The 22,654-nt window shown below is 42.7% G+C and carries 19 protein-coding genes; 11 read left to right on the forward strand and 8 right to left on the reverse strand.

Features of this window, described 5'->3' with window-relative positions; all coding sequences use genetic code 11:
- Positions 1–25 precede the first annotated feature (25 nt).
- The 6 genes from MHN81_RS09475 to MHN81_RS09500 form a co-directional block, all read right to left on the reverse strand.
- The gene (locus MHN81_RS09475) at positions 26–892 is read right to left on the reverse strand and encodes a lipase chaperone (RefSeq protein WP_239425610.1); all 867 of its coding nucleotides are present in this window, start codon (positions 890–892) and stop codon (positions 26–28) included.
- On the reverse strand, positions 889–1,806 hold the full coding sequence (locus MHN81_RS09480) for a triacylglycerol lipase (protein WP_239425611.1): 918 nt from the start codon (positions 1,804–1,806) through the stop codon (positions 889–891). Before MHN81_RS09480 ends, MHN81_RS09475 begins: the two co-directional genes overlap by 4 nt.
- 256 nt (positions 1,807–2,062) lie before the next feature.
- Positions 2,063–2,494: a hypothetical protein gene (locus MHN81_RS09485; RefSeq protein ID WP_239425612.1), complete on the reverse strand. Its 432-nt coding sequence runs from the start codon at positions 2,492–2,494 to the stop codon at positions 2,063–2,065.
- Positions 2,495–2,595: 101 nt separating this feature from the next.
- A complete protein-coding gene (gene hmpA / locus MHN81_RS09490; RefSeq protein ID WP_239425613.1) occupies positions 2,596–3,759 on the reverse strand; it encodes an NO-inducible flavohemoprotein in 1,164 nt (387 codons plus the stop codon).
- A gap of 13 nt (positions 3,760–3,772) precedes the next feature.
- The gene (locus tag MHN81_RS09495) at positions 3,773–4,987 is read right to left on the reverse strand and encodes an NnrS family protein (protein ID WP_239425614.1); all 1,215 of its coding nucleotides are present in this window, start codon (positions 4,985–4,987) and stop codon (positions 3,773–3,775) included.
- Positions 4,987–5,235 carry a hypothetical protein gene (locus tag MHN81_RS09500; protein ID WP_239425615.1) on the reverse strand — a complete coding sequence of 83 codons (249 nt, stop codon included), beginning with the start codon at positions 5,233–5,235 and terminating at the stop codon, positions 4,987–4,989. The genes MHN81_RS09495 and MHN81_RS09500 overlap by 1 nt, the downstream gene beginning before the upstream one ends.
- A 162-nt stretch (positions 5,236–5,397) precedes the next feature.
- On the opposite strand from MHN81_RS09500, the gene norR reads away from it, so the two are divergent.
- From norR to MHN81_RS28230, 9 genes are all read left to right on the forward strand, one after another.
- The gene (gene norR, locus MHN81_RS09505) at positions 5,398–6,969 is read left to right on the forward strand and encodes a nitric oxide reductase transcriptional regulator NorR (protein ID WP_023402134.1); all 1,572 of its coding nucleotides are present in this window, start codon (positions 5,398–5,400) and stop codon (positions 6,967–6,969) included.
- Positions 6,970–7,182: 213 nt separating this feature from the next.
- Complete coding sequence (gene bfr / locus MHN81_RS09510; protein ID WP_023402135.1) at positions 7,183–7,653, forward strand: bacterioferritin; 471 nt, start codon at positions 7,183–7,185, stop codon at positions 7,651–7,653.
- A gap of 3 nt (positions 7,654–7,656) precedes the next feature.
- Positions 7,657–8,148: a bacterioferritin gene (bfr, locus tag MHN81_RS09515; RefSeq protein WP_239425616.1), complete on the forward strand. Its 492-nt coding sequence runs from the start codon at positions 7,657–7,659 to the stop codon at positions 8,146–8,148.
- Between the two features lie 219 nt (positions 8,149–8,367).
- A complete protein-coding gene (locus MHN81_RS09520) occupies positions 8,368–8,955 on the forward strand; it encodes a TetR/AcrR family transcriptional regulator (protein WP_023402137.1) in 588 nt (195 codons plus the stop codon).
- Position 8,956: 1 nt separating this feature from the next.
- Positions 8,957–9,799 (forward strand): alpha/beta hydrolase, encoded by an 843-nt coding sequence (locus MHN81_RS09525; RefSeq protein WP_023402138.1) that lies wholly within the window; start codon positions 8,957–8,959, stop codon positions 9,797–9,799.
- A gap of 75 nt (positions 9,800–9,874) precedes the next feature.
- Positions 9,875–11,092 (forward strand): ABC transporter substrate-binding protein, encoded by a 1,218-nt coding sequence (locus MHN81_RS09530; RefSeq protein WP_239425617.1) that lies wholly within the window; start codon positions 9,875–9,877, stop codon positions 11,090–11,092.
- The gene (locus tag MHN81_RS09535; protein WP_023402140.1) at positions 11,089–14,409 is read left to right on the forward strand and encodes a PAS domain-containing hybrid sensor histidine kinase/response regulator; all 3,321 of its coding nucleotides are present in this window, start codon (positions 11,089–11,091) and stop codon (positions 14,407–14,409) included. Before MHN81_RS09530 ends, MHN81_RS09535 begins: the two co-directional genes overlap by 4 nt.
- A gap of 67 nt (positions 14,410–14,476) precedes the next feature.
- Positions 14,477–16,663 (forward strand): exonuclease domain-containing protein, encoded by a 2,187-nt coding sequence (locus tag MHN81_RS09540; RefSeq protein ID WP_239425618.1) that lies wholly within the window; start codon positions 14,477–14,479, stop codon positions 16,661–16,663.
- Positions 16,664–16,705: 42 nt separating this feature from the next.
- A complete protein-coding gene (locus tag MHN81_RS28230) occupies positions 16,706–17,086 on the forward strand; it encodes a DUF1294 domain-containing protein (protein ID WP_239425619.1) in 381 nt (126 codons plus the stop codon).
- A gap of 73 nt (positions 17,087–17,159) precedes the next feature.
- Here the strand turns inward: MHN81_RS28230 and MHN81_RS09550 are convergent, their stop codons facing one another.
- Both MHN81_RS09550 and MHN81_RS09555 read right to left on the reverse strand, forming a co-directional pair.
- Positions 17,160–19,319, reverse strand: a complete 2,160-nt coding sequence (locus MHN81_RS09550) for a cation:dicarboxylase symporter family transporter (protein ID WP_239425620.1) — start codon at positions 19,317–19,319, stop codon at positions 17,160–17,162.
- Between the two features lie 210 nt (positions 19,320–19,529).
- On the reverse strand, positions 19,530–20,015 hold the full coding sequence (locus MHN81_RS09555; protein WP_023402144.1) for a hypothetical protein: 486 nt from the start codon (positions 20,013–20,015) through the stop codon (positions 19,530–19,532).
- Positions 20,016–20,282: 267 nt separating this feature from the next.
- Between MHN81_RS09555 and MHN81_RS09560 the strand changes: the two genes are divergently transcribed.
- Both MHN81_RS09560 and MHN81_RS09565 read left to right on the forward strand, forming a co-directional pair.
- Entirely contained in the window at positions 20,283–21,785 is a 1,503-nt protein-coding gene (locus tag MHN81_RS09560; protein WP_239425621.1) for a DUF3612 domain-containing protein, read from the forward strand.
- A gap of 103 nt (positions 21,786–21,888) precedes the next feature.
- Positions 21,889–22,650 carry a transporter substrate-binding domain-containing protein gene (locus MHN81_RS09565; protein WP_239425622.1) on the forward strand — a complete coding sequence of 254 codons (762 nt, stop codon included), beginning with the start codon at positions 21,889–21,891 and terminating at the stop codon, positions 22,648–22,650.
- Positions 22,651–22,654 lie beyond the last annotated feature (4 nt).

Raw genomic sequence — 22,654 nt, forward strand, 5'->3', positions numbered from 1 at the left:
CTTTTTGTCCCGTGACCATAACAAGTCAATACAATGACTCTTTTGCCATCACGACATTAAGCCTCTTTTGCTCATGTACATTAAATAGCGACTGTTTAAGTGTATCTAATCTGTGTGATTGCAATGCCACAGGTGTCGTTTCTTTGATTGATTTATATTTGAGTATGTAATTGTCGACTCGCAGCTGCCATTTTTTTTGGTCTTGCTGAGCTTGCACAAGTCGCTGCGCTGCGTCATTGCCAAAGCTTGCACTAAAGTCGTTGTAGTCCATTGATTGCCAGTGCTGTCGCAATTGCAAAAAGGCTTGAGCAGCTTCAATAGTGTGTCGTTGTTTTTGAGGTAGCTGACTAATGTGCGCACTAAGCAGAGCGTCGCGATCATTTTTGCTCAGAGATTTGTCTGACAGGATATGCCATCGCGTCAAGGCATGAGCGTGCCAGTTATTTTCCTCACTAAACCAAGCTGTGGCTACGGGTTGGGGGAAATACTGGGTTTGCAACGAGCTCAACACATCAAAGCGCTCTGCAATCGTCAGGTTCTCGTCGACATGGGCAAGCGCTTGTTTGTATAGCATGTAACTATGCGCAATGTCTTGCAGGCAGTGAGGTAGCGCTTTTAGCGATTGTCGCCAGTTGTCAAGTTGCTGCTGGCTTTGTAGTGCTAAAATCCAATCATCTAACAAATGCTTATGTGCTTTGCTGACCGCGCCACAGGGCGCGGATGGGGGAGGTGGCGTGTGTGTCACCTCATACTTAGCAGGTTTGGACGTCGTGCCAGTTTGCTCTATCGCAAAATGATAAGATGACGTCGGCTTGACAGTATCTAAAGTTAAGTACAGTAAAATCCCACCAAGACTTGCACAACTGAGGATGAAAAGGTGTGTACGCGTCATAAATTTAACCCTTTCAGACGGCGAACGTGTTGTCGGTACAGAGTAAGGGGATCTGTTTCAAATAAGTGGTGTATACCAATGGTTTGATTTACTTGATCCAAGTGATTCATTTTGAATTGATTACCGATGACATAGCCCAAGTTACTAGAGCAGGCTGAAACGAGTCCATCATTGGCCTCATCAAATACCTGAGAAATTAAAGCCAGAGGACTATCGGCTGGATCAAATACGTTGGTCCACGCTTTGTTACCACTCCATGAGAAATAATACACACCGTTGTCATCTCGCATCCGGCCTTGGCCACAATAGGTAGCTGGTACGCCTTCAGGATACTTTTGATTAAACACGAGTGTGCCCTCGGTGGTCAGTGCGTCAAGGGCTTGCAACGCATCTTTAGGGGCGGTGGCTTTTCCTGATAGTAAGTCGATTAGGCCAGCAAGCGCGTTTGCTAAAGACGCCAAAAACTGCTCAGAAAAAGAGTCTCTATCTACACCATTTCGCACCACATCAGCAAAGCGGCTCCCCCAGTTTACACCCCCAATACTGGTGACAGATGCAACCCATTGTGGTTTGACAGAAGCGGCGTATCGAATGGTTTGCGCCCCTTGACTGTGACCAATTAAATTGACTTTATCTTTTCCAGTAAGTGCTCTAACAAGTGCTATTTGTTCGAGTAGCTGCTCACCCCTTAGTTCTGAGTTATGAGCGGACGAAACCTCTGCGACATAGACGGTGCCGCCTTCTTGTTCAATGACAGAAGGCACGCGATAAAAATAATCTACCCCCAATAAATTATCAAAACCAAACAGGCCATGTACCAATACAACCGGGTATTCAAGCTTGTCATTGCTATGCGCCATATGTGCAAAGAGTGACATAATACCGAGTAGGATAGTCAGTGCTATTTTTTTCATGTATTTGCTCCAATATTTACAGTTGAGTAACAAGATGCTAGTTCAGAGTGGTCAGAGGTCAAGCCTTTTTGTGTAAAAAATAAACATAAAGGTGATTTAGATAAATAAACTAAACGCTGTAATTGGGGCTATTTTTGCAATAAATACGATTGCTTTTATCTGCTATGTATTGAGCTACATATATGAAAGTAATGAAAATAATTTATGGGCAAGTCGATAAAGTAATAACTTGCCTACGGAGACAGCAATTAACTGGTTAGGCGCTAGTGTTAATGCCGGATTGATAGCTCTCAAGTTTTTGGAGAAGTGCTTGGTGGTTGCTAACCACATCGGAATGTGCGCCGTGTTGTGACTTAAAAGTGGACAAGTCTTCGTGCATTGCCGCGATCACGTTATAAGGGCGGGTGTTGGCATCATGCAAGGTCGTGCCGCCTAATTGCCCATCATGCTCAATAAGGCCGTATCTTCCGGTTAAAAATGCCATTTCACCCATGTTCAGAAACCCTTGTTGGTAGAGATCATTCGCGGCTTTAGACTGCTCCTTTAAGGTCATGTTGGTAAAGTCGTACTGGCGATCTAAGGGCTGGGTTGAGTCTCGGTGGTGATCATCAGAGGTTGTGGCAGCCTGCTGGGTTCGAGTAACACCCGAGTATGGCTGGTAGCTGTTAGGGATATTGGTAATATACATGCTCGTTCCTTGATTTGTGTTGTTTATTTATCAAGCAAGCAATATTCCATAATCTTTAGAATAAGATAAAAAGAGCCTTGCGGCTCTTTTAACAGCTACTTTTAGACATCTTGGTGAGGGCCAAAGACTTCATAAAAGATTTGCGTGTCTTGTACGCCTAAGTCGAGTAGTTGTTGCTTCACAAAAGACATAAACGCACTTGGCCCACAAAGATAAAACTCACCTTGTAGCAAAGGTAATTGTGTTTCAAGTGGTGCCAGCTGCATGAGGCCTTGTGTGTGTGTATCTGCATCTTTTTCAATCCAATAGTGAGTTTGCAGTGATGACATTTGGCTCTTGTAAGATTCAACCACATCATAGAATGCATGCTCGTTGTGGGTGCGTGCGGCATGTAAGAACCAACAAGGAGTCTCACTTGAATGTAACTTGGTTGTTTCGAGCATAGCCATCATAGGTGTGATCCCAACTCCTGCACTGATGAACACTTTAGGCGCTGGTGTATTTTGCAGTACAAAGTCACCCGCTGGTGGGTATGCGTCAATTTCATCACCTTCGTTGAGTGTGTGTAAATAACCGGACACCAAACCGTCGGTTTTTACAGAAATTCGATAGTGATCCGGTTGGCTGCTTTGTGACAATGAATATTGGCGGATCTGGCGATTATCACTGGCATTTACTTTGCAATCCACAGCAAGGTATTGCCCAGCTTGATAGCTTGCAACAGGGCGCTCATCAGACGGTGTTAGATAAAAGCTCTTAATAACATCTGATTCTTTGACTATTTTTGAGATCGTAAAACGACGTCGACCTCGCCATCCACCTGTCTTGTTCTCGTTATTTTGATAAATGCCTTCTTCTTGCGTGATAAATAAGTCAGCTAAAAAGCCATATGCTTCGGCCCACGCGTCAATGATTTCTGGCGTACATTCATTAGGAAACATTTCTTGTAATGTAGCAAGTAAATGTGTGCCAACAATAGGGTAGTGCTCAGGCAAAATATTTAAGCTAGCATGTTTGTGGTTTATTCGGTCAATGGCATGTGCGAGCACTGTTGGGTTATCAATATGTGTTGCGTATGCAGCCAGCGCACTGAATAGGGCAAATTGTTGCTTGCCTGATTTTTGATTACTGATATTGAATATATCTAACAGTTCAGGGTTGTGACTAAACATACGCTTATAAAAATGGTCCGTAACTGCGGGACCTGCGTTAGCGAGCAGAGGAATGGTATCCTTGACCAGTTTAATTGTTTGAGTTGATAGCATAGATAATCTCCAATTAACCACGACGCCCATCAAGGCGTTTTTTCATTAAAATAGGGGTGTAAATCGCAACGAAAATGGCAAAAGCGAGCGACCATAAAATTGCGCTGGCGAGCCATGTATCGTGCGGGTTGATAAATAACGGCAGCAAGCTTCTAACGGCGGCTGCGAGTAGACATAAAATGAATGCCATGCTCATCAAAGGGTGAGCTTTAAGCGGTCTTGCGGTATGACCTAGCGATACACGAGACATAATCGATAGAATCATCAGACCCATTGCACCAATTGTGATTAAGTGCAAGGCATCTTTCGCCTGCCACGGTAATCCTAGATAAGCGCCGCCAAAGCCCAGAAGTCCAAGGCTCATACAAATATATGCACCGTACAAAGACCACAGTAGAGGCACTTTAACGACGCCAACATTGAACCAGTAAACACTGCGAATGAGGTGCAAAACGGCCGTAAGTATGAGTACATATCCTGGATTTAATGGACTCATCAAAACATGGTGGGCAAAGAACCCGCTCATGCCGATTAGTGAGCACCAAAATAAAGCTCGGTTTAGTCTTACCGTGGTAACTTGATCTTTTAGTCCAAGTCCTCTGGCGATAAAAAACGGCGTAACACGTCCTGCGATCACACTAATCAAAAACGTAAACCCCAATACAGCTAAGTGAGAAAATGTCAGTGCAAACATGTAGTTCTCAGTCGCTAAAAGCCAGATGAAGGTTAAATTTAGACTCGCCATCAGCGATAAAATGACTATAAACTGGTAGTTGTTTTTACTATTAGCTTGGATGAGTGTTGTGGCGAGGTGACAAATACTGACTAGCCAGAACAGACCTTGTGATATTGCCAACCAGAAATACGGCTCTTCTAATGAGATAAACACCCATCTAGCAACAGCCCAGAGGCTGCATAATGCCAATAAGTGGATGCCATTGATGGTGTTAACGCCCGTCCAATTCTTTGAAGCAGTAAATAAAAACCCAACCGCTATGGCGCTGGCAAAGCCAAACAGCATTTCATGTGCATGCCACAAGGTTGCAGGTGCGTTACCTTGCCAAGATAAAGTGCCCGACAGCACGCCTGCCCAAATCAACATACTTACAATTGCCCAGATCCCGCTGAGTAAAAATAAAGGGCGAAATCCGAGCATTAAAAATGGCCATGTATTAGGTTTAAATAGGCTCACCTTCGGGAGGGGCTCTTCAATAGGTAGTATGTTCATTAACGTACCTCTAAGCCTAAGTTGTATTGACATAAACAGCGCACGACATAGCCGATTTTTAACAAAGTAGCGAAAAGTAAGCTGCTGATATGTGCAGTTATTTGTACTGGTATAGATAGGGTGTGAGCAAGGGGGTAACTCGCCATAACTGCGATACCAAAGCCCGCTACACTAACAATAAGCAGCCAATTTGCAGCGCTTAGTAATAAGGTAAAAGCTTGATTAAAATTGCCTTGCTGAGTTTGCATAATTACACTCATCTAACAGTATTCGATGCCTTACTTAATACACAAGGTATGCCAATTTTATTTTTATTAAAAATCAATGATTTAAAAGTTTATCATTGTATTGTTAGGTCATTTTGACCTACACTGGTGTGGGTCAAATTAAATCATATAGGTCATAATGACATGGATCAGCGTGCACTATCTCAACTACTCACTTTGAATCAATCCCTTGCAGAAGCACTGCCAAAAACCAATGAGGTAGAGCTACTCCCTTATTGCAGAGCAATTACCAGCGCACTCAAAGCTTTTATTGGTGCTGATGCAATTGCTGTATTGAGTCATCAGCAAGGTGCGTTGGTACCTCTTGCAGCCACAGGGCTGGCACCTGAAGTAATGGGTAGGCGATTTCAACTTTCTGAACATCCAAGGCTAGCGCAGATCGCACAAAGCGCTAAAAAGCCCGTTATATTTCCTTCTGATTGCACGTTGAGCGACCCCTATGACGGTATGTTGCTTGCTGAAACTGGTGACATTCCGGTTCATGCTTGCATGGGGTTTGCGATGTATGAAGAGGATGCACTTTTGGGGGTAATTACCTTTGATAGTTTGAGCCCTAATGCATTCGATAGTTACAGCCAGTCGCTACTGACTATGGTGCAAGCTTCGGTATCGAGTCACTTTAGTGCCGTCGACAATATGCATCAACTCTGCAAGCGAGCTCGCTCTGGCATCGCCATGTTACACGAGTTGAGCCATCAGCAGTACACCATGGTTGGTGACTCAGCGCCGATGAAACAGCTCAAAGCGGATATCAATTTAGTGGCCAATTCAGATTTGAGTGTGTTGATCCAAGGAGAAACAGGCACGGGTAAAGAGCTCGTCGCTAGGCAGGTACATGCACAATCTAGTCGTTGCAATGCGCCATTTGTACAGGTGAATTGTGCATCGCTACCAGACAATTTGGCCGAGAGTGAGTTTTTTGGTCATCGCAAAGGCGCGTTTACCGGGGCGGATGCCCATCGAGAAGGAAAGTTTTTGGTTGCTGATCAAGGAACCCTGTTTTTGGATGAAATTGGGGAGTTGCCGTTACATATTCAAAGCAAGCTACTTAGGGCGCTGCAAAGTGGAGAAATTCAACCTGTAGGCAGTGATACGCCCCATTTTGTTAATGTGAGAATTGTCGCAGCCACCAACCGTGATTTGCAAAAAGAGGTCGAAGAAGGTCGATTTCGCTCGGATTTGTTTCACCGTTTGCAGGTGTTTCCTCTGCAGGTGCCCGCGCTCAGAAATCGCACGTCAGATATTGTCCCTTTAGCTGGTTACTTTACCGAACAGTTACGCAAAAAGTTAGGGGTGTCGCAGCTTTTACTCGATGATGGTTTACTTGATTGTTTAAAAGCACACGATTGGCCTGGTAATGTGCGAGAGCTTGAACATGTGCTCAGTCGTGCAGCGCTCAAGGCCAAACATTCTAATTGGCAAAAGGACATTGTAAAGATTATGTCGACCCACTGTGAGCTAAGTTTTGAATCGCCACAAGCCAATCTAGAAATGAGTGAGGTCAAAAGCCAGGAAGGCTTTGTACTGCCATTAAAAGAAGCCACTGAGCAATTTCAAAAGAATCAGATCTTGTATGCCCTCAAAACACATCAACTTAATTGGGCAGCAGCTGCGCGCGAACTTGGCGTCGACAGAGCGAATTTAGTGCGTTTAGCTAAACGTTTAGGCGTCGAAACTGTGAAGAAAGTTAAGTAGTCAACTTCGGTAAACGCAATAGTGAGTTTAAAGTGTTAATCGTGACTTAAATTCAAGTGTAATTGGCAATGAAAATTGTTCTTAATTCTTTTATAAGTTATTTATTTTAAAAGGATATTAAAACTTATTTGTTATTTTTATTTAGTCTTGCCAAGTACAAATATTGGACTAGTGTTAAATGGCGTCTAACTGAATTTGTTACTAGGGGGGCCTATGAAGGGTAGCAAGCAAGTAATCGTCACTTTGAATAAAATTTTGACACTCGAACTCACGTCTATTAACCAGTATTTTTTACATGCTCGTATGTATAAAAATTGGGGATTGGAAGAGCTCAACGAAAAAGCCTACAAAAAATCGATCAAAGATATGAAGCAAGCCGATGATTTGATTGAGCGTATTTTATTTTTAGAAGGCTTACCTAACTTACAGCATCTCGAGAAACTACGCATTGGTGAACACACCGAAGAAATGCTCAGTTGTGACTTAGCATTTGAGCATGAGCAGTTACCGGCACTGCGCGAAGCCATTGATTTATGTGAAAAAGAGCAGGACTACGTTAGCAGAGAGTTACTCGAAGACATTTTAGAGTACGAAGAGGAATACGTAGACTGGTTAGAAACACAAGACTTCCTAATCAAAAACACTGGCATTGAAAATTATCTTCAGTCACAGATGGAGGACTAAATTATGCAAGGCGTAAAAAAAGTTATCGATTTGCTCAACAAGCAACTTACCCTTGAACTTAGTTCAATGGATCAATATTTAGCCCATTCTAAAATGTATGAAGATTGGGGTATGGGGCGACTTCACGAAAAGTTGTCTCACGAATATGAGGAAGAATTAGATCACGCAAAACGCATTACCGAGCGGATCTTATTCTTAGAAGGCACGCCAGATACCGCTTCGCGCGCGCCTATCAACGTAGGTAGTAACGTCAAAGAGATGCTCGAAAATGACTTAGCTGCAGAAGTTGTTGTTAAAGACCATTTGAAAAAGGTCATTGCAGTGTGTGAAGAAGAGCAAGATTACGTGACAAGAGAGATCCTTGAAGAGCTACTGGATGACACTGAAATGGACCATATTTATTGGCTTGAACAGCATCTCGGACTCATTGATTTAATCGGCATCCAAAATTACATTCAAAGCCAAATGAATGGTGATTCAGGATCTGGCAGCTAACGAGAGTTAGCATGTTAAGCAAAGTAAAAGAGCGCACCAAGCGCTCTTTTTTTATGTCCTTTTGGCAAAAAGTAAATTTTTTTATCCGGTAAGTCATTATTTTTTAGCACCTTTCAAGAGCTGTTCTCAATGTGCTTGTACTTTGCATTGAAAATAAACCTTGATCCATGCTTATTATTCGCTAACATAAAACGAACGTTCGTACTTTTTTGGTGGGTAATGGGAAAAGGTAAACAAACGAAGCAGCAAATTTTGGCCAAGGGTTTGGCGCTGGCTTCTGAAACTGGTTTAAATGACCTGACCATAGGCATGTTGGCGACGGCTGCTGGCATGTCCAAGTCAGGTTTGTTTGGGCACTTCAATTCTAAAGAGACCATGCAGCTAAATGTGCTCGAATACGCGTCTGAGCTATTCAAAGAGCATGTGATCTTGGCTTGTGATAAAGACATTAGAGGCTTGGTAAAGCTAAACCAGTTATGTCAAAACTGGCTAAATTGGTACAAACCAGATGCAGCGACTTGCATATTCATCAATGCCGCAGCCGAATTTGACGACCAACCAGGTGCGCTGCGAGACCATATTCAAGCAACGTTAAAAAACTGGTTAAGTTATTTGCAGCATATTGTGACCCAAGCAGTCCAAGATGGCGACTTCGCCCCAGATACCTGTCCTCAACAGTTTGTTTTTGAACTTTATTCTCTTTATCTCGGTAGCCAAAATTTACGCTGGTTGGCACTTGAAGATGATAATCGCAGTCGCTTTCAAGCTGGTTTTAATGCATTGCTGGCAAAACACGGAGCAAATTAATATGAGTAGCAAAATATACTTTTCGGACAGTGGTAAAAAGTCCATGAGTTATCACCTAACCCGCAGTGTATCTAGTTTGATGGCAAAAGTTGCACCTAAAACGAGTTTAAAAGCAACACGCAAATTACTGCTAACCCCTGCGGCAGGGCGAAAAGAGGTTGCACTGCCAAAAAATATGCAAAGCCGCAAACTTACGACACCTTATGGTGGGTTAAATCTTGTTGAAGGCGGCAGCGGCCCAAAGGTTATTTTCACCCATGGGTGGTCCGGTGGCGTAAGCCAGTTTTACCCTTTGATGGAAAAAGTGATGGAGCAAGGGTTTTCAGTGGTTGGTTTTGATCACTATGGTCATGGACAGAGCGACGGAAAGATAGCGAACCTGCCATTGTTTATTAAGGGCCTTAAGCACGTACTAGCTGAGCATAAAGATGACCAAATTAAAGGCATTGTGAGTCACTCAATGGGCACCATCAGTGCTGTTAATGCAATTGATCGAGGCCGTCACGTGATGATTGCCCCAACATTTGATTTTTATAATTCGTTTCAAGAGCGGATTTACGCCACTGGCATTGCCAATCAGCTGGTTGAAAAATTACTAAATGAAGTGGAAACAGAGCATGATATGGTGTTTAAGTCACTACAGGCTGAGTTTCATTTAGGCAAACAAGAGCATATCCTGATGGTGCACGATAAAGAAGATAAGTTCGCGCCATATCAGCATACATTACAACAAGTTGCTCAGCATGAGCACGCGAGTTTGTTGAGCACGCAAGGTCAAGGACACGGCAGAGTTATTAATAGCCCTCAAACTTGGCAGGCGATTAGACAATTAATTGATATTTAATACTTTGAGTGAATTGTAATTAACAGCGAAGATAGACTAACTTTATATTTAGCCAAAATAAATAGATTAGTGCTTATGTTCAAATATTGCTGCGCCGTGCTCTGTGTGTTTTTGTCGAGCTTTTTATTTGCCAATGATAGAGATTTGCCTGAATTACATATCTATCATGACTCAGACTACAGTACACACAGAGAGTCTGCTATTGCGATTAAAATGGGATTTCTCACAGCCTTGAGCGAAGTGGATAGCCAGACTCAAGGCTTTAAGCTGAAGTTTTTGTCTCGCGACCATCGCGGTAACAGTAATCGCAGTTTTCTGAACTTTAAGCGCTTTTTAAAAGACCCTTCCGGGCTATTTGTGTTGGGTGGGCTGCACTCTCCACCTTATATCAAATATCGAGAGTTTATTAATAAAAACCAAATTCCACTACTTGTTCCTTGGGCTGCTGGTGGACCTATCACCCGTTATGACAAAGGCGAAAACTGGGTATATCGACTATCTGTTGATGACACTAAGGCCGGCGTTACTTTAGTTCAGTTTGCCAATCAAAGAGCATGTAAAAATCCACATCTATTTTTAGAAAGAACTCCATGGGGTAAATCAAACTATAAATCAATCGGTCAGGCGCTAGGCAAACTTGAGCCGAGTGTGACTTGGTTTGATTGGGGAATGAAAGCCAGTAGCGCCAAAATACATATTAGGGAAATGCTTGCAAAGGGCAGTGATTGTTTATTATTTGTCGGTAATGCCATAGAAGGCAAACAGCTGGTCTCCGCAATGGCTGATTACCCGCAGGCGCAACGCATCCCGATCATCAGTCATTGGGGGATCACGGGCGGTGACTTTTTCAATCAAGCAAAGGTTGATCTCGCCTCTGGTATTGATTTGCACTTTATCCAAAGCTGTTTTTCTTTCCAAAGACGTCCATTATCAAGCGAAGCCACGAAAGTGTGGAACAGGGCAAAAACGTTATTCCCCGATGAGTTTTCCCAACGGGACTTTCTATTTGCACCGACAGGTTTTATACATGGTTATGACATAGCAAAGGTGGCATTAGCGGCGCTCGCACAAATTGAGCTTACAGGAGATATGTCCAAAGATAGAGCGGCATTTCGACAGTCTTTAGAGTCACTCAATAAGCCAGTTGCTGGCTTAATCAAAACTTATCAAAAACCCTATTCTAAATGGAGTGCACAAAACCCAGATGCGCATGAAGCATTGGGAATTGACGATTTGTGCATGGCATACTTTGAATCCAATGGCAGTACCAAAGTACTGGTGGACAATTCATGAAGCGTTGGCTGAATCAGGTTTTTAGCATGTCCTCTGACAGAGCTTTTTACGCATTTTTATTGTGTAGCTTGGTGTTGTCTATTGTTATTAGCTTGTCTTTAGTTGGTAGTCGAGCCGATAGCTCAGTAAAAGAATTGCAATTACAAGCTAGACAGACTGAAGCCAAGCTTGCGGTAAGCAACCTTGGCCAATTTATTTCGACCAGACTAATATTGCTAAGAGATTTGGCCAAAATCCCGATGCTGTCTAACGCGGTCATGGGCAGTGACATTTCTCGCGCATCCTTATCAGACTTTTTGAAAGACTACAAAGTGTTGGGGCAAAATGTGCCGCTGCATTTGTACAATGTGTTATCTGAACCGGTTTTTACAAACTCGCCTTTATACAGTGGTAAATTCAGCAAAGAGCCCTGGTTAGATCAGATGTTGCTAGGAGAGCTGGGCCAAGCTGTGGTGCTAAAACATGAAGACCAACAATTTAAATTTATTTTAGCAGTGCCAATTGAATATAACGGTTTCACAGAAGGCGTTTTGATCTCAGAGTTTATGACAGATATTGGGTCTTTATTAGCCATTGACACAGCGCAAACTGAGCTAGCCGTAGAGTTAACCGGTCAGTGGGTAAAATACAGTAATACGGCGTCAGGCCATGATTATCTGCAACTGTTTGCCAGCCGTTTGACTGATACTGATGTCGACGTTACATTTTTAATCGATCAACAAATGATCCAAGATAATGTAAATATCTTTATTTTAGCCATCGCAAAAGCCGTTGTGATCAGCTTGCTGTTGTCATTTTTACTGCTGTTTTTCTTTGGGCGTCAGCTACTACTCAATCCATTTAAGCAACTGCAGTTATCGCAAAGAGAGACTGAAAAAAGCGAGGAGCGATTTAAACTGGCCATTAAAGGTAGTAACGATGGGATATGGGATTGGGATATTGAGAAAGGCAGCATGTTTTACTCTCCGCGTTTTCGCGAACTATTGGGGTATGATAGCAACGACACAAACGGTTTCCCTGATGTATTTGAAAGCCTTGAAAAAGGCATGCATCCAAAAGACAAAACTCACACATTTGGCGCGCTCAACGCGCATTTAGAAAACAACGATGTGTTTGATGTCGAGTTCAGAATGAGGAACCGAGACGGTGAGTATCGCTTTTATCGTTCAAAAGGCTTGGCACTGAGAAATAGTGTAAACAGAGCTGTGCGAATGTCCGGGTCCCTGACGGATATCACCGACCAAAAAATGTATCAAGAGGCGCTGAAAAAAGCTAAAGAACACAATGATTTATTGGCATATGCAATTGAGTCTTGCGATGTTGGAATTGTGATCACCGATGCCTATAAAAAGGATATGCCTTTGAGTTTTATAAACTCAGCGTTTAAACGTATCACTGGCTATGACGACGGTGTGATTGGAAAAAATTGCCGGTTTTTGCAAGGTGAACAAACCTCAGAGTCTGCTCTGGAGTCCATTCGCGAAGCCATCAAAATGCAGCAGCCACACCGAGAAAAAATCCTGAATTATCGCAAAAATGGAGAGCCTTTTTGGAATAACATGCACATTGGCCCGGTATTGGATGAAAACAAAAAGCTGATCGCATACGTTGGGATTTTACAGGATGTAACGGAGCAAATTAAGCAACAAAAAGCTTTGGCTGATGCCAAGGTACAAGCTGAGCAAGCCAGCGAAGCTAAAAGCGCCTTCTTGGCTTCAATGAGTCATGAAATTCGCACGCCTATGAACGGGGTTTTGGGCATGCTGAATTTAATGATGAATAGCCCGCTCGATGATGAGCAAAAACACCGAGCTAGATTGGCAATGAACAGTGCCAATTCGTTACTCAATCTAATTAACGATATTTTGGACTTTTCTAAAGTTGATGCGGGCAAGCTTGAATTAGAACTATTGGACTTTGATCTAAGGGAACTGTTTGGCGACTTTTCAGAGTCTGCGGCATTGCAAGCTCAGAGCAAGGGTATAGAGCTAGTTCTGGATATAGTGAAAGTAGACAGTTCTGTGGTAAAAGGTGATCCGAGTCGTTTGCGTCAGATCTTGTCAAACCTAGTTGGTAATGCCATTAAATTTACTGATGAAGGAGAGATCATCATACGTGCAGAGCTAACTGAGGTTCAGGGGAATTTACGGTTAGATTGCTCTATTATTGATTCTGGCATTGGCATTCCACTTTCTAAACAGCACAAGCTATTCGAAACATTCTCACAAGTAGACTCGTCAACCACACGCAAATATGGTGGTACGGGTCTTGGCTTATCCATTGTTAAAAAGTTATGCGAATTGATGGGCGGCAGCATTGGCGTTAAAAGTGATGAAGGTCATGGTAGCGAGTTTTACTTTTCAATTATGTTAGAGGCAGGTGAGCAAAATAACCGCTCGATGCCAAAATTTGATATTAGTAAACTTGAGCTGCTAATTGTTGATGATAATCGTACAAATCGCACGGTATTACGAGACCAGTTAGAGATTTGGGGCGCTAAAGTCACAGAGGCTTCATCTGCGATTGAGGCGCTTTCTCAGTGTGAAGCACGTTTGAAAGATCCCAATAAAACCTTGTTTGATATTGCATTACTAGATATGCAAATGCCGGTTATGGATGGTGCTCAACTGGGGGAGGAGATGCAAAGTGATCCGAGGCTCAACAGTATTAAACTTATTATGATGACTTCAATGGGCCATCAAGGCGATGCTGCCTACTTTGCTAAGCGTGGTTTTTCTGGGTATTTTCCAAAACCCGCGACGACGACCGATTTGTACAATGCTTTATCGGTAGTAGGGGAAGATGGGGAGGCATTGGCCAATGCCAAACCAATTGTTACGTCACATTACCTCAAATCGTTTAGAGAGAACGAAGACACAGAGAACCTAGTATGGGATCCTCAACCTAGGCTGCTACTGGCTGAAGACAACCATGTAAATCAAATTGTCACAACAAGTATGTTGAAAAAATTGGGTATCGAGTTTGTAGATGTGGTTACCAATGGTCAAGAGGCAATCAATGCGCTGCGCCACTGTCAGCATTCGAATCCCTATGATTTGGTGCTTATGGACTGTCAAATGCCTGAAATGGATGGTTATGAAGCAACAGGGAATATTCGAAAAGGGCAAGCTGGTAATGGCAATCAAGATATTACAATCATAGCGCTAACCGCAAACGCAATGAGTGGCGACGAAAAAAAATGCCGAGATGCAGGTATGGATGATTATCTCACTAAGCCAATTCAACCCACCACTTTAATGCAATGTTTGAAAGCACATTTGAGTACGCAAAGTGTACGGTCTAATGTAACAGAGTAAAAATAGATAGCTAATTGACCTTAATTTTGGCATATTTAAACACTGTCTAAATATACAGGTTTATGTTTTGAAAACGCTGCCCGAGAAATACTATCTAACACATTTTTTTGAACTGTTAGATTACTTAGAGCAAACCAGTTGGCATCTAATAAGTGACGCGCAGCGTACTAAACTGAATGCCTTTAAGTTATTGCCGCAAGATGCGCAGTGTTTACTGATTCGGGTTGTTAATCGAAAACGTCATTTTGTTTGCAGTGAAGAGTTAGTTTATGACGAAATAGACGACTATCCTGGCGCCTATCAGCTATTAAATGAGCAGAGTTGGCTCACTCGGGCACAAGACCCAGCCATGTTAAGTACGTTGATATCTGAGCTAAATAAATCTCAACTAATGGCGCTGGCGAAGGAGCTTGAGCTTCAAGAACTGCCAATTAAGTCTGCCAAAAAAGCTATTTGGCACGAGTATATATGCGGCCAACTTGCGAGCATTAAAGTTGCTTCCTCTGCCATATTATCTGGCTACTTTACCTCTACGTTTAAATCTGACTTAGCTTATTTTCTGTTTATTTTTTTTGGTAAGTTAGGAGGCGCATTGTCGCAGTTTTCAATGCGGGATTTGGGCGTAATGCAAACCCATCGACAACGAGTGCAAGGCAATGCGCATTTTGAGTCGAGAGAAGAAGCACAAAGTGCATTTTTGTATTGCAACCTATACAACGATTTAAAAATCTTGCCACAGCAATCGCTTTTGGAGTTAGCAGACAACATCATTAAACAAAGTTACACCAGTCCGATAGGGTCATTGGCAAAGCTTAAATACGATCATCTGTGCTATAAATTGGCCAATTTGGTGATTGATCACGATGCTGTTCTGAGTGATTCATTATTGACATTAAGTGCACACCCCAAGGCGCAAGAGAAATACATTAGATCATTGTATGCTAAAGGTGAACATGAAAAATGCAAAGAGCTGATAGAGCAGCTATTAGATGCGCCGGGCGACGAGCAACTGCTGTTTTTTGCGGAGGATTTTTATCGGCTCAAGTTTACTGAAAAGCGAACTTCGCTGCTAACCGATATGCTGCGTGCAAGTGGTCCCCCCATTTGTCTTGATGAAGCATTTGTTGGTTATGTAGAGCAAGGGCTAATCGAACACTATGGACGGGCCAATGTAAGTGCTTTTCACTGTGAAAATATGCTTTGGCGCGCCTTATTTTGTTTAAGCTTTTGGCACGAATTATTCGAAGATGAGCGAAATGCGTTTTCCAATGAATTTGAGCACACCCCAAAGTGCCTCAAAGACAACTCGTTTTATAGCGTATTTGAAACTGAAATTGAACAGCGGCTCACCACATTTATCGACAATACCCATTTATTAAACTGGCTAATAAAACAAGCTGCTGACAAATTCAACCAACACAGCAGATTGATGTTCTGGCACCCTGATTGCCTCGCTCAATTGTTTGAATTTGCAAAACATGCACCTATCGACGCCGTGCGTGCGCATTTGCGTGCGATGAGTAAAGATTTCAATGGGTTAAAAGATGGCTATCCTGATTTAATGCTGTGCCAGCAAGGCGTCAAATTCGTTGAAGTCAAAGCTCCTGGGGATAGTTTGCGTCGTAATCAATTGATCACGATTAAAAAGCTGATTGAGTCAGGGTTTGACGTGAGCGTGCAAACCGTCCAGTGGCAAGTTCAGCCAGAGCAACCCTACGTCATTGTTGATATTGAAACCACTGGCGGCAAAAAGGAGCATGATAAGATCACCGAAATCGCCATGGTGAAGGTGGTAAATGGCAAAATAGTGGGGCAGTGGCATAGCTTAATTAACCCTCAGAGGCGGATCCCAAGATACATAACAGAGCTTACTGGTATTGATAATGAAATGGTCAGTGATGCACCTGTGTTTAGTGAAGTTGTTGATGATATTGACACGTTTGGTCGAGAAGCCATTTTTGTAGCACACAATGTCAACTTTGATTATGGCTTTATCAAAGCCGAATTTGCACGCTTAGAGCGGCCGTTTAAAAGAGCGAAACTGTGTACTGTGCAATTGGGTAGAAAGTGGTTGCCGGGTCACGCTTCCTATTCATTGGGTAAAATTTGCCAAGCATTGAACATAGAATTGAATGGGCATCACAGAGCACTCAATGATGCATTGGCAACCGTTGAGCTATTTAATTTAATTAATCAGCGGCGTATAGAAGCGAGCGATAATACCAAGGATAAGCAGCAAGAGGACACACAATAGCTATGAATTCACAACTAGATAGAGTTATTACTGGGAGACACCGTGCTTTTTAATACTTTGATTATGTTTATTAGTAAGTGTGGGGTTGCTATCTCTTTGTGTGCATTGGGTATGTTGGTAGTACCTATGGTGAGTGGCGACCCAGTATTATTGATGGCACTTGTTGCCGGGTTGGTTATTGCAAATATTGTGATGTATTTAGGGTTTTATAAAGACAAGCACAACGCTAAAAAAGATGCGCGTAGGATCTCTGAAAAAACACTGATTGTACTGTCCATGTTGGCACTGCATTGTACCACGCATTTGACGATGCATTTTACGCAACATAAAACCAGCAAGTGGTCTTTTCAACTTAAGTTGTTGGCCGCGATCACTTTACAATTATCGTTGAGCGTATTTTGGTTTGTCCAAGTGTACGTTTAGTCAATTACGTTGATTAACACGCCTGAGTCAAAATAAAAAAGCGCCAGCAATGACTGGCGCTTATTCGATGTGTTTAATTTTGTTCAGCAAATTCATCTAATAGCGACCATCTATGCGCTTTATTTTGAGTTCCTTTGCCCAAAATCCAGTAATCATAGCTGCTTTGAATAGTCCCTTTGCTTTGCTGAATTGCCAGCCATGTGTTGACGTAATTGAGAATATCCACATTGCGCTTAGCGACGGCAAACCCAACCGGGTACTTAAGCTCAGCACCTTTTGGTACCACCACACCATATTCTGGGTAAAACATACTCCACGCAAACCCTGCCTCTGCACTGATAACCAGCGCATCGAAGTCACTGCTTTTCTCAAAGAATGCTTGGTGATTGCCAAGTTGTTTGACGCGGATCTGCTTATACTTGTTGGCCACATCGCGCATCAGCGGCTGATACTCCACATGGGCTAGGCTAAGATTGTCTTTTGTTAATACCAGCTCTTTAGTAGCAAACTCTTTGAGCCGGTGATCTTTGGCAACCAAAGCCAGCTGTAGCTCTAAAACCGGGTTAGTAAAGCGAACAGTACTTAAGTCGATAACGCTCATTTCTAATCCCGACATGGCGATGTCAAAGTACCCCTTACTCAGGTATTCTGCCAGTTGATGTTTTTTAAATGGAATAAACTCCACCTTTACTTGTAAGTCGGCCGCTAATTTATGGGCAAGGCCTATGTCAAAACCTACCAGCTCATCTTTTTGGTTGAAATAACTAAAGGGTACGTTGTCGACTAAGTAACCGACACGCAATACATTACGTTTTTTGATGATGTCGATATTGGTTAATGACAGCTCGCCGCTTTGATAAGCTTTTGGCACGTGATTGAGCACGTCATTAGGCACTTGATCAGACACTATCATGTTAGCAATCACGTCATCAGCACCTTTTGTGCTTTGTGCCAAGTAGTTGTTGGTAGTGAAGCTAAGCACCATAAAAGCAGGTAAAAATGCTGACAATAGAGTGAGGTAGTACAGCGAGCGGATACGCTTTAAATGCAGCTGCTGTTTATTGTAAAAGATGCACAATAGTGTGACCGCAAAGATATAAACAACGGTTGTTGGTGATACCACTTTGGCAGTTAACACCGACATCGACAAATAAAGCTGATAACTGTCGGCTGGAATTTTTAGGCTATCCAGCATATAGGGAATAGCTATGTGTACATTGGCAAAATAACTGAGCATGGCTGAAAGCGTGACATTGGGGATCTGCTCTAGGGTAATGGGATTACCCGTCAGCCAAGCTGCAAATGTAACAAACATCAGGGTTGTAAGCTTGCCCAAGCTTGGGAACGTATAAGCGATGGGAACTAACACTTCAGCAATGTGATCAGACTCTTCATCACTGCGTTTAATTTTTTGTAAGTGCGATTTAATGCCCTCGGTGATAACGGGTAGCACGATGAAGACATTTCCTGTACTAAATGCGGTGATCCACGCATTGCGCATGACTTTGATTAAGTCTCGATATTTAACAGGCGTAAGCGCCGCAACAAGCATTGGCAATAAGGCAAACATGAGGTAAAAGCCTAAGCAAATGACCAAAACTAAGTAAATTTGTAAATTACTGAGCTCTTCTTGGCCTATAGTACCTGCTGTACTGGCAGTCATCGAAAAGATACCTATAGGGAAGAATTTAATCACTTTTTTCGACATCACAGTTAAGCCTTGCCCGACGACTTCAAGCACATCGAGTAATTGGTTTTTTCGGCCATTGGAGATCAGTGCCAAACCCAGTGCAATACAAAATATAACCAGCGCAGGTACATTTCCGTCAGCCATAGAAGCGAAAGGGTTTGACGGGATATACTGTTGGACGAAATTGACATCAGGCGCTTGTGCTACCAGCGCAGGTGAGAAAAAAGTCCCAGCGTCATGGCTTGGCAAGGTCAGGGTAAAGCACCAGATCACCGCAAGGCCAATCACCCAAAGTGCAACCATGGTAATGGCGGCTTTGGCCAGCACGGTTTTAACCTGATCTGGGCTGAATTTACCTAACCCCACAACCAGACTGACCACGATGTAAGGAAAGATAGTGATTTGCATAAGGCTGACAAAGCCTTCGCCAATTGGTTTTAAAAACGCAACTCGCTCACCAAAAATAAGTCCTGTTGCTATGCCAAGGATCAATGCCCATAGCATCCAGTTCATACTTTTTATCCAGTTGAATAGTTTATTCATGATCACCCGTCGCAGTTAAATTGGTGCGCGATTATATTGAGATTAGCTGAAATTAATCTGAATGCATGAAATGAAATAGTGCGATACGGGTGTAAGCATTGAAAAAATATGGATTTGATGCGAGTAAGTATTCACATTTGGCCACAAGTTGTATTGTGGCCAAGATAAAAATTCACAGCGAATAAAAGCAAGAAATTTTAAAGTTGAGGCTTAGATTTCGTAATCTTCACCATTTTTGCTGCGGTAGCATTTGCAACGCGACTCTTCGAGCAAAGTGTGTTGAACACCGTCAATAAAGCTCATCCACAATTTAGTATGCTTGCGGTTTTGCGTGTCGATGGCGCTAAAAGGTGTTTCGTATTGCACATCATTAATATGGGCTTTGTCATATTTTCCGGTATCACCAGCGATGTTAAAACTTAGTTCAATGTGCAAGCCATCGTCTTTTTGCAATAAGATGGTAGACGGTGCTTCTTTGTGACCACAAAGGGCAACAAATTGTTTGGTGTTTTTCAGTCCGCAGTGCTGTCCATCCGCAAAAAACACCATTAAGTGGTTGTAATAAACAACGTAAGCACTGACTTGAGTATGAGAGCCAAATTCGAGCGGGCAGTGTTGATCTAAAAATTGTTTTGCAATAACGAGCTTCTGACATTCTTCACTTAGTGGTGGTGTAGTTTGAAGTTGTGCTTTCATTGATGTATCCCCAGTTACCGAAATTAAATTGTTGTGAAACGTTACGGTTGTCACATAACGTGTGCTGATTAATTGACTACAATTTCAGTGTATAAAAAATTATCAATAAATTTCACAAAAAGAATTTTACAGTGTAAATTTTACAAAATCTGGTCAGACCTCTTGTTGTAAAATGGTCGAATTTATGCTCTTTTATATCATGAATATGTAGTAAAAATGTCGATAAAATTGATTAAAGTCGCTTAAATGAGAAGGATTGGTATTAAAATGAAAAAAAGCTCAGAGCTGATGCGTAAGTCTCACTTTCTCGGTACCAAGATCCGCAACCTCCGAAAACGTAACCATTTAACGCTAGAAGATTTGTCTGCTCGGTGTATCCGAGTAGATCCGCACACAGCGCCTTCAGTGTCATATTTGTCCATGATTGAGCGCGGTAAACGCACGCCAAGTAGTGACATGTTAGAGAACTTTGCTGAAGTGTTTCAAAAGCCACTATCGTGGTTTTTAGACACAGATCCCGAGCCCGATGCCATCACCCCACAAAAAGGCCGCTCTGGTGGGATTGAGGGGATGGCACTAGAGCCAAATTTTTTATTTTCTAACGACATACTACAAATTGCGATACCAGAGATGCTTTCGCAAACGGGGATCAGTGGTAGACAGTTTGCCCACCTTTTGATACGAGCTCATCAAGAGCACCATCAAAACCACTTTCCTGATCTGGAGCGCGCCGCCGACGAAGTTGGTGACAAAAATCTCTATTTAAGTGTTGAAGACCTCATGGCGTTGATAAAAAAGCACGGTCTGAAACTGAGCTGGTATGATGAAGTCCCAAATGAAGTGATGGATGACAGTGGGCATGTCTTTAATCACTTGATCACCTCTTATTTCGAAGAGCCCAACGTGGTACATGTAAACCGCCTGCTTGAGAAAAACCCTGCAAGACTAAAATATGACTTAGCTGTGCACATTGGCCATAGTGTGTTGCACGAACTCAAAGGACTGCGCTGCGTGTTGCGAACAGGTGGCTTTAATACCGCAGTGCTACCAGCTTCAGACACTACACCCAACGCGCAGGATATTCTAACGGCTTGGCATGATTTTGAGTCAAGCTTTTTTGCAGGCGCTTTACTGTGTCCAAAAGTTGCCTATCGGCAGTTGCTCGACTCATATGGTTATGAAATAGACATTCACCAGCATTTAAATATTTCACCGTCTGTTGCGATGCGCCGTATGACTGTTGTGTCGCCATATCCGCATTGGCATTACTTTGATGCCTATCTACCCGGAAAACTAAAAGCCGTATATCGTGGCAATGGTATACCTCTACCTTGGGGGAATATGCGAAGCGTTGAAGATCCCTGCCAGCACTGGGCGGTGTTTAGAAAGTTTGTAGCCCAGTCTCAGCAGTCAAGTGCACAACTCTCCATTCTCAATGTAAATGGTAAACCTCATCTATACTGTTGTGAGTCACTTAAAGTGAATGATCTTGTAGAGAATGCCCATGTACTGTGTGCTGGCATAGACCTAAATCCAGCAATTGACGCACAGGGGATAAGCGCCGATGAAGTGGTGCAAGAGTTACAGGCACTTTGTATTAAACAAGGCGGCGCAAGTGTTGTACCATGGCATCTGAAAAAGCAGCTCATGAGCGTGGCAAAAATTCTTAACATCAATTGGATAGACAGAGGGATCAACAATGATGTACGAGTCATTTGCACCAGAGGGACAGCGTGCCCGAGACAGCCTAGTTGCTACGAAACAGGATAGGATTAGATAAAAGCTTATAAATAACAAGGCACCAGGTAGATTGATAAAGGCAACGAGCAAACTTTACTGCGCACTTATGATTAATTTGTGTGTGCTTACTCTGATGTTAGTAACTTTAACATTAAGCAGAGCCGCATACAGTTGTGAAAAGACCTTGCGTGTAAGTACCAGCGGTAATTGGCCGCCATATTCACAGCGTGTAAACGGGCATTATGAGGGGTTAGAAGTTGAAGTTGTTGAGCTGGTATTAAAAGAGGCTGGGTTTTGCTGGCAGTACGTTGAGCTCCCTTCCTCAAGCCGCGCATTTAAGCAATTTCAAGAAAACAAAGTTGACCTGATCCCTGCGGCTAGTTTTACACAATCCCGACGAAAATACGCCGAGTTCAGTTTGCCGTATCGACAAGAAGTCATGTTGCTGTTTGCACATCAAGACAATACAGATACCATGATGCACGACGGCTTAATAACAAGCATTGCGCTTTTACGACACCTAAAAAACAACTTGATTGCAATTAGTCGAGGTAGCGTTTACGGACAAGGTTTTGAGGGCTTTAGAAAGGCTTGTGAGGATTGTGTGGTAGAAACCAACTTTGCCCACGAACGCTTTAATCTAATAAAACACAAGCGGGTTGAATATGCCGTAGAAGACATTTTAACAGGCGCTCATTTAACACAAGAAGCAGATTATAAAGGGGTGATTCGAGCTACTACCATAAAAATTTACGACAATCCCATTCACTATATGCTCAGGCCTGGCATGCTGAGCGAGCCGCAACTGAGGCAGCTCAATTTAGCCATTATAAAAAACAGACAACGCATTGAAGAGATTATTCAAAAATATAAGCAGCGCTATGGCGTAGACTAAAGTC

This window comes from Pseudoalteromonas sp. Of7M-16 (genome assembly GCF_022347805.1).
Lineage (GTDB): Bacteria > Pseudomonadota > Gammaproteobacteria > Enterobacterales > Alteromonadaceae > Pseudoalteromonas > Pseudoalteromonas luteoviolacea_F.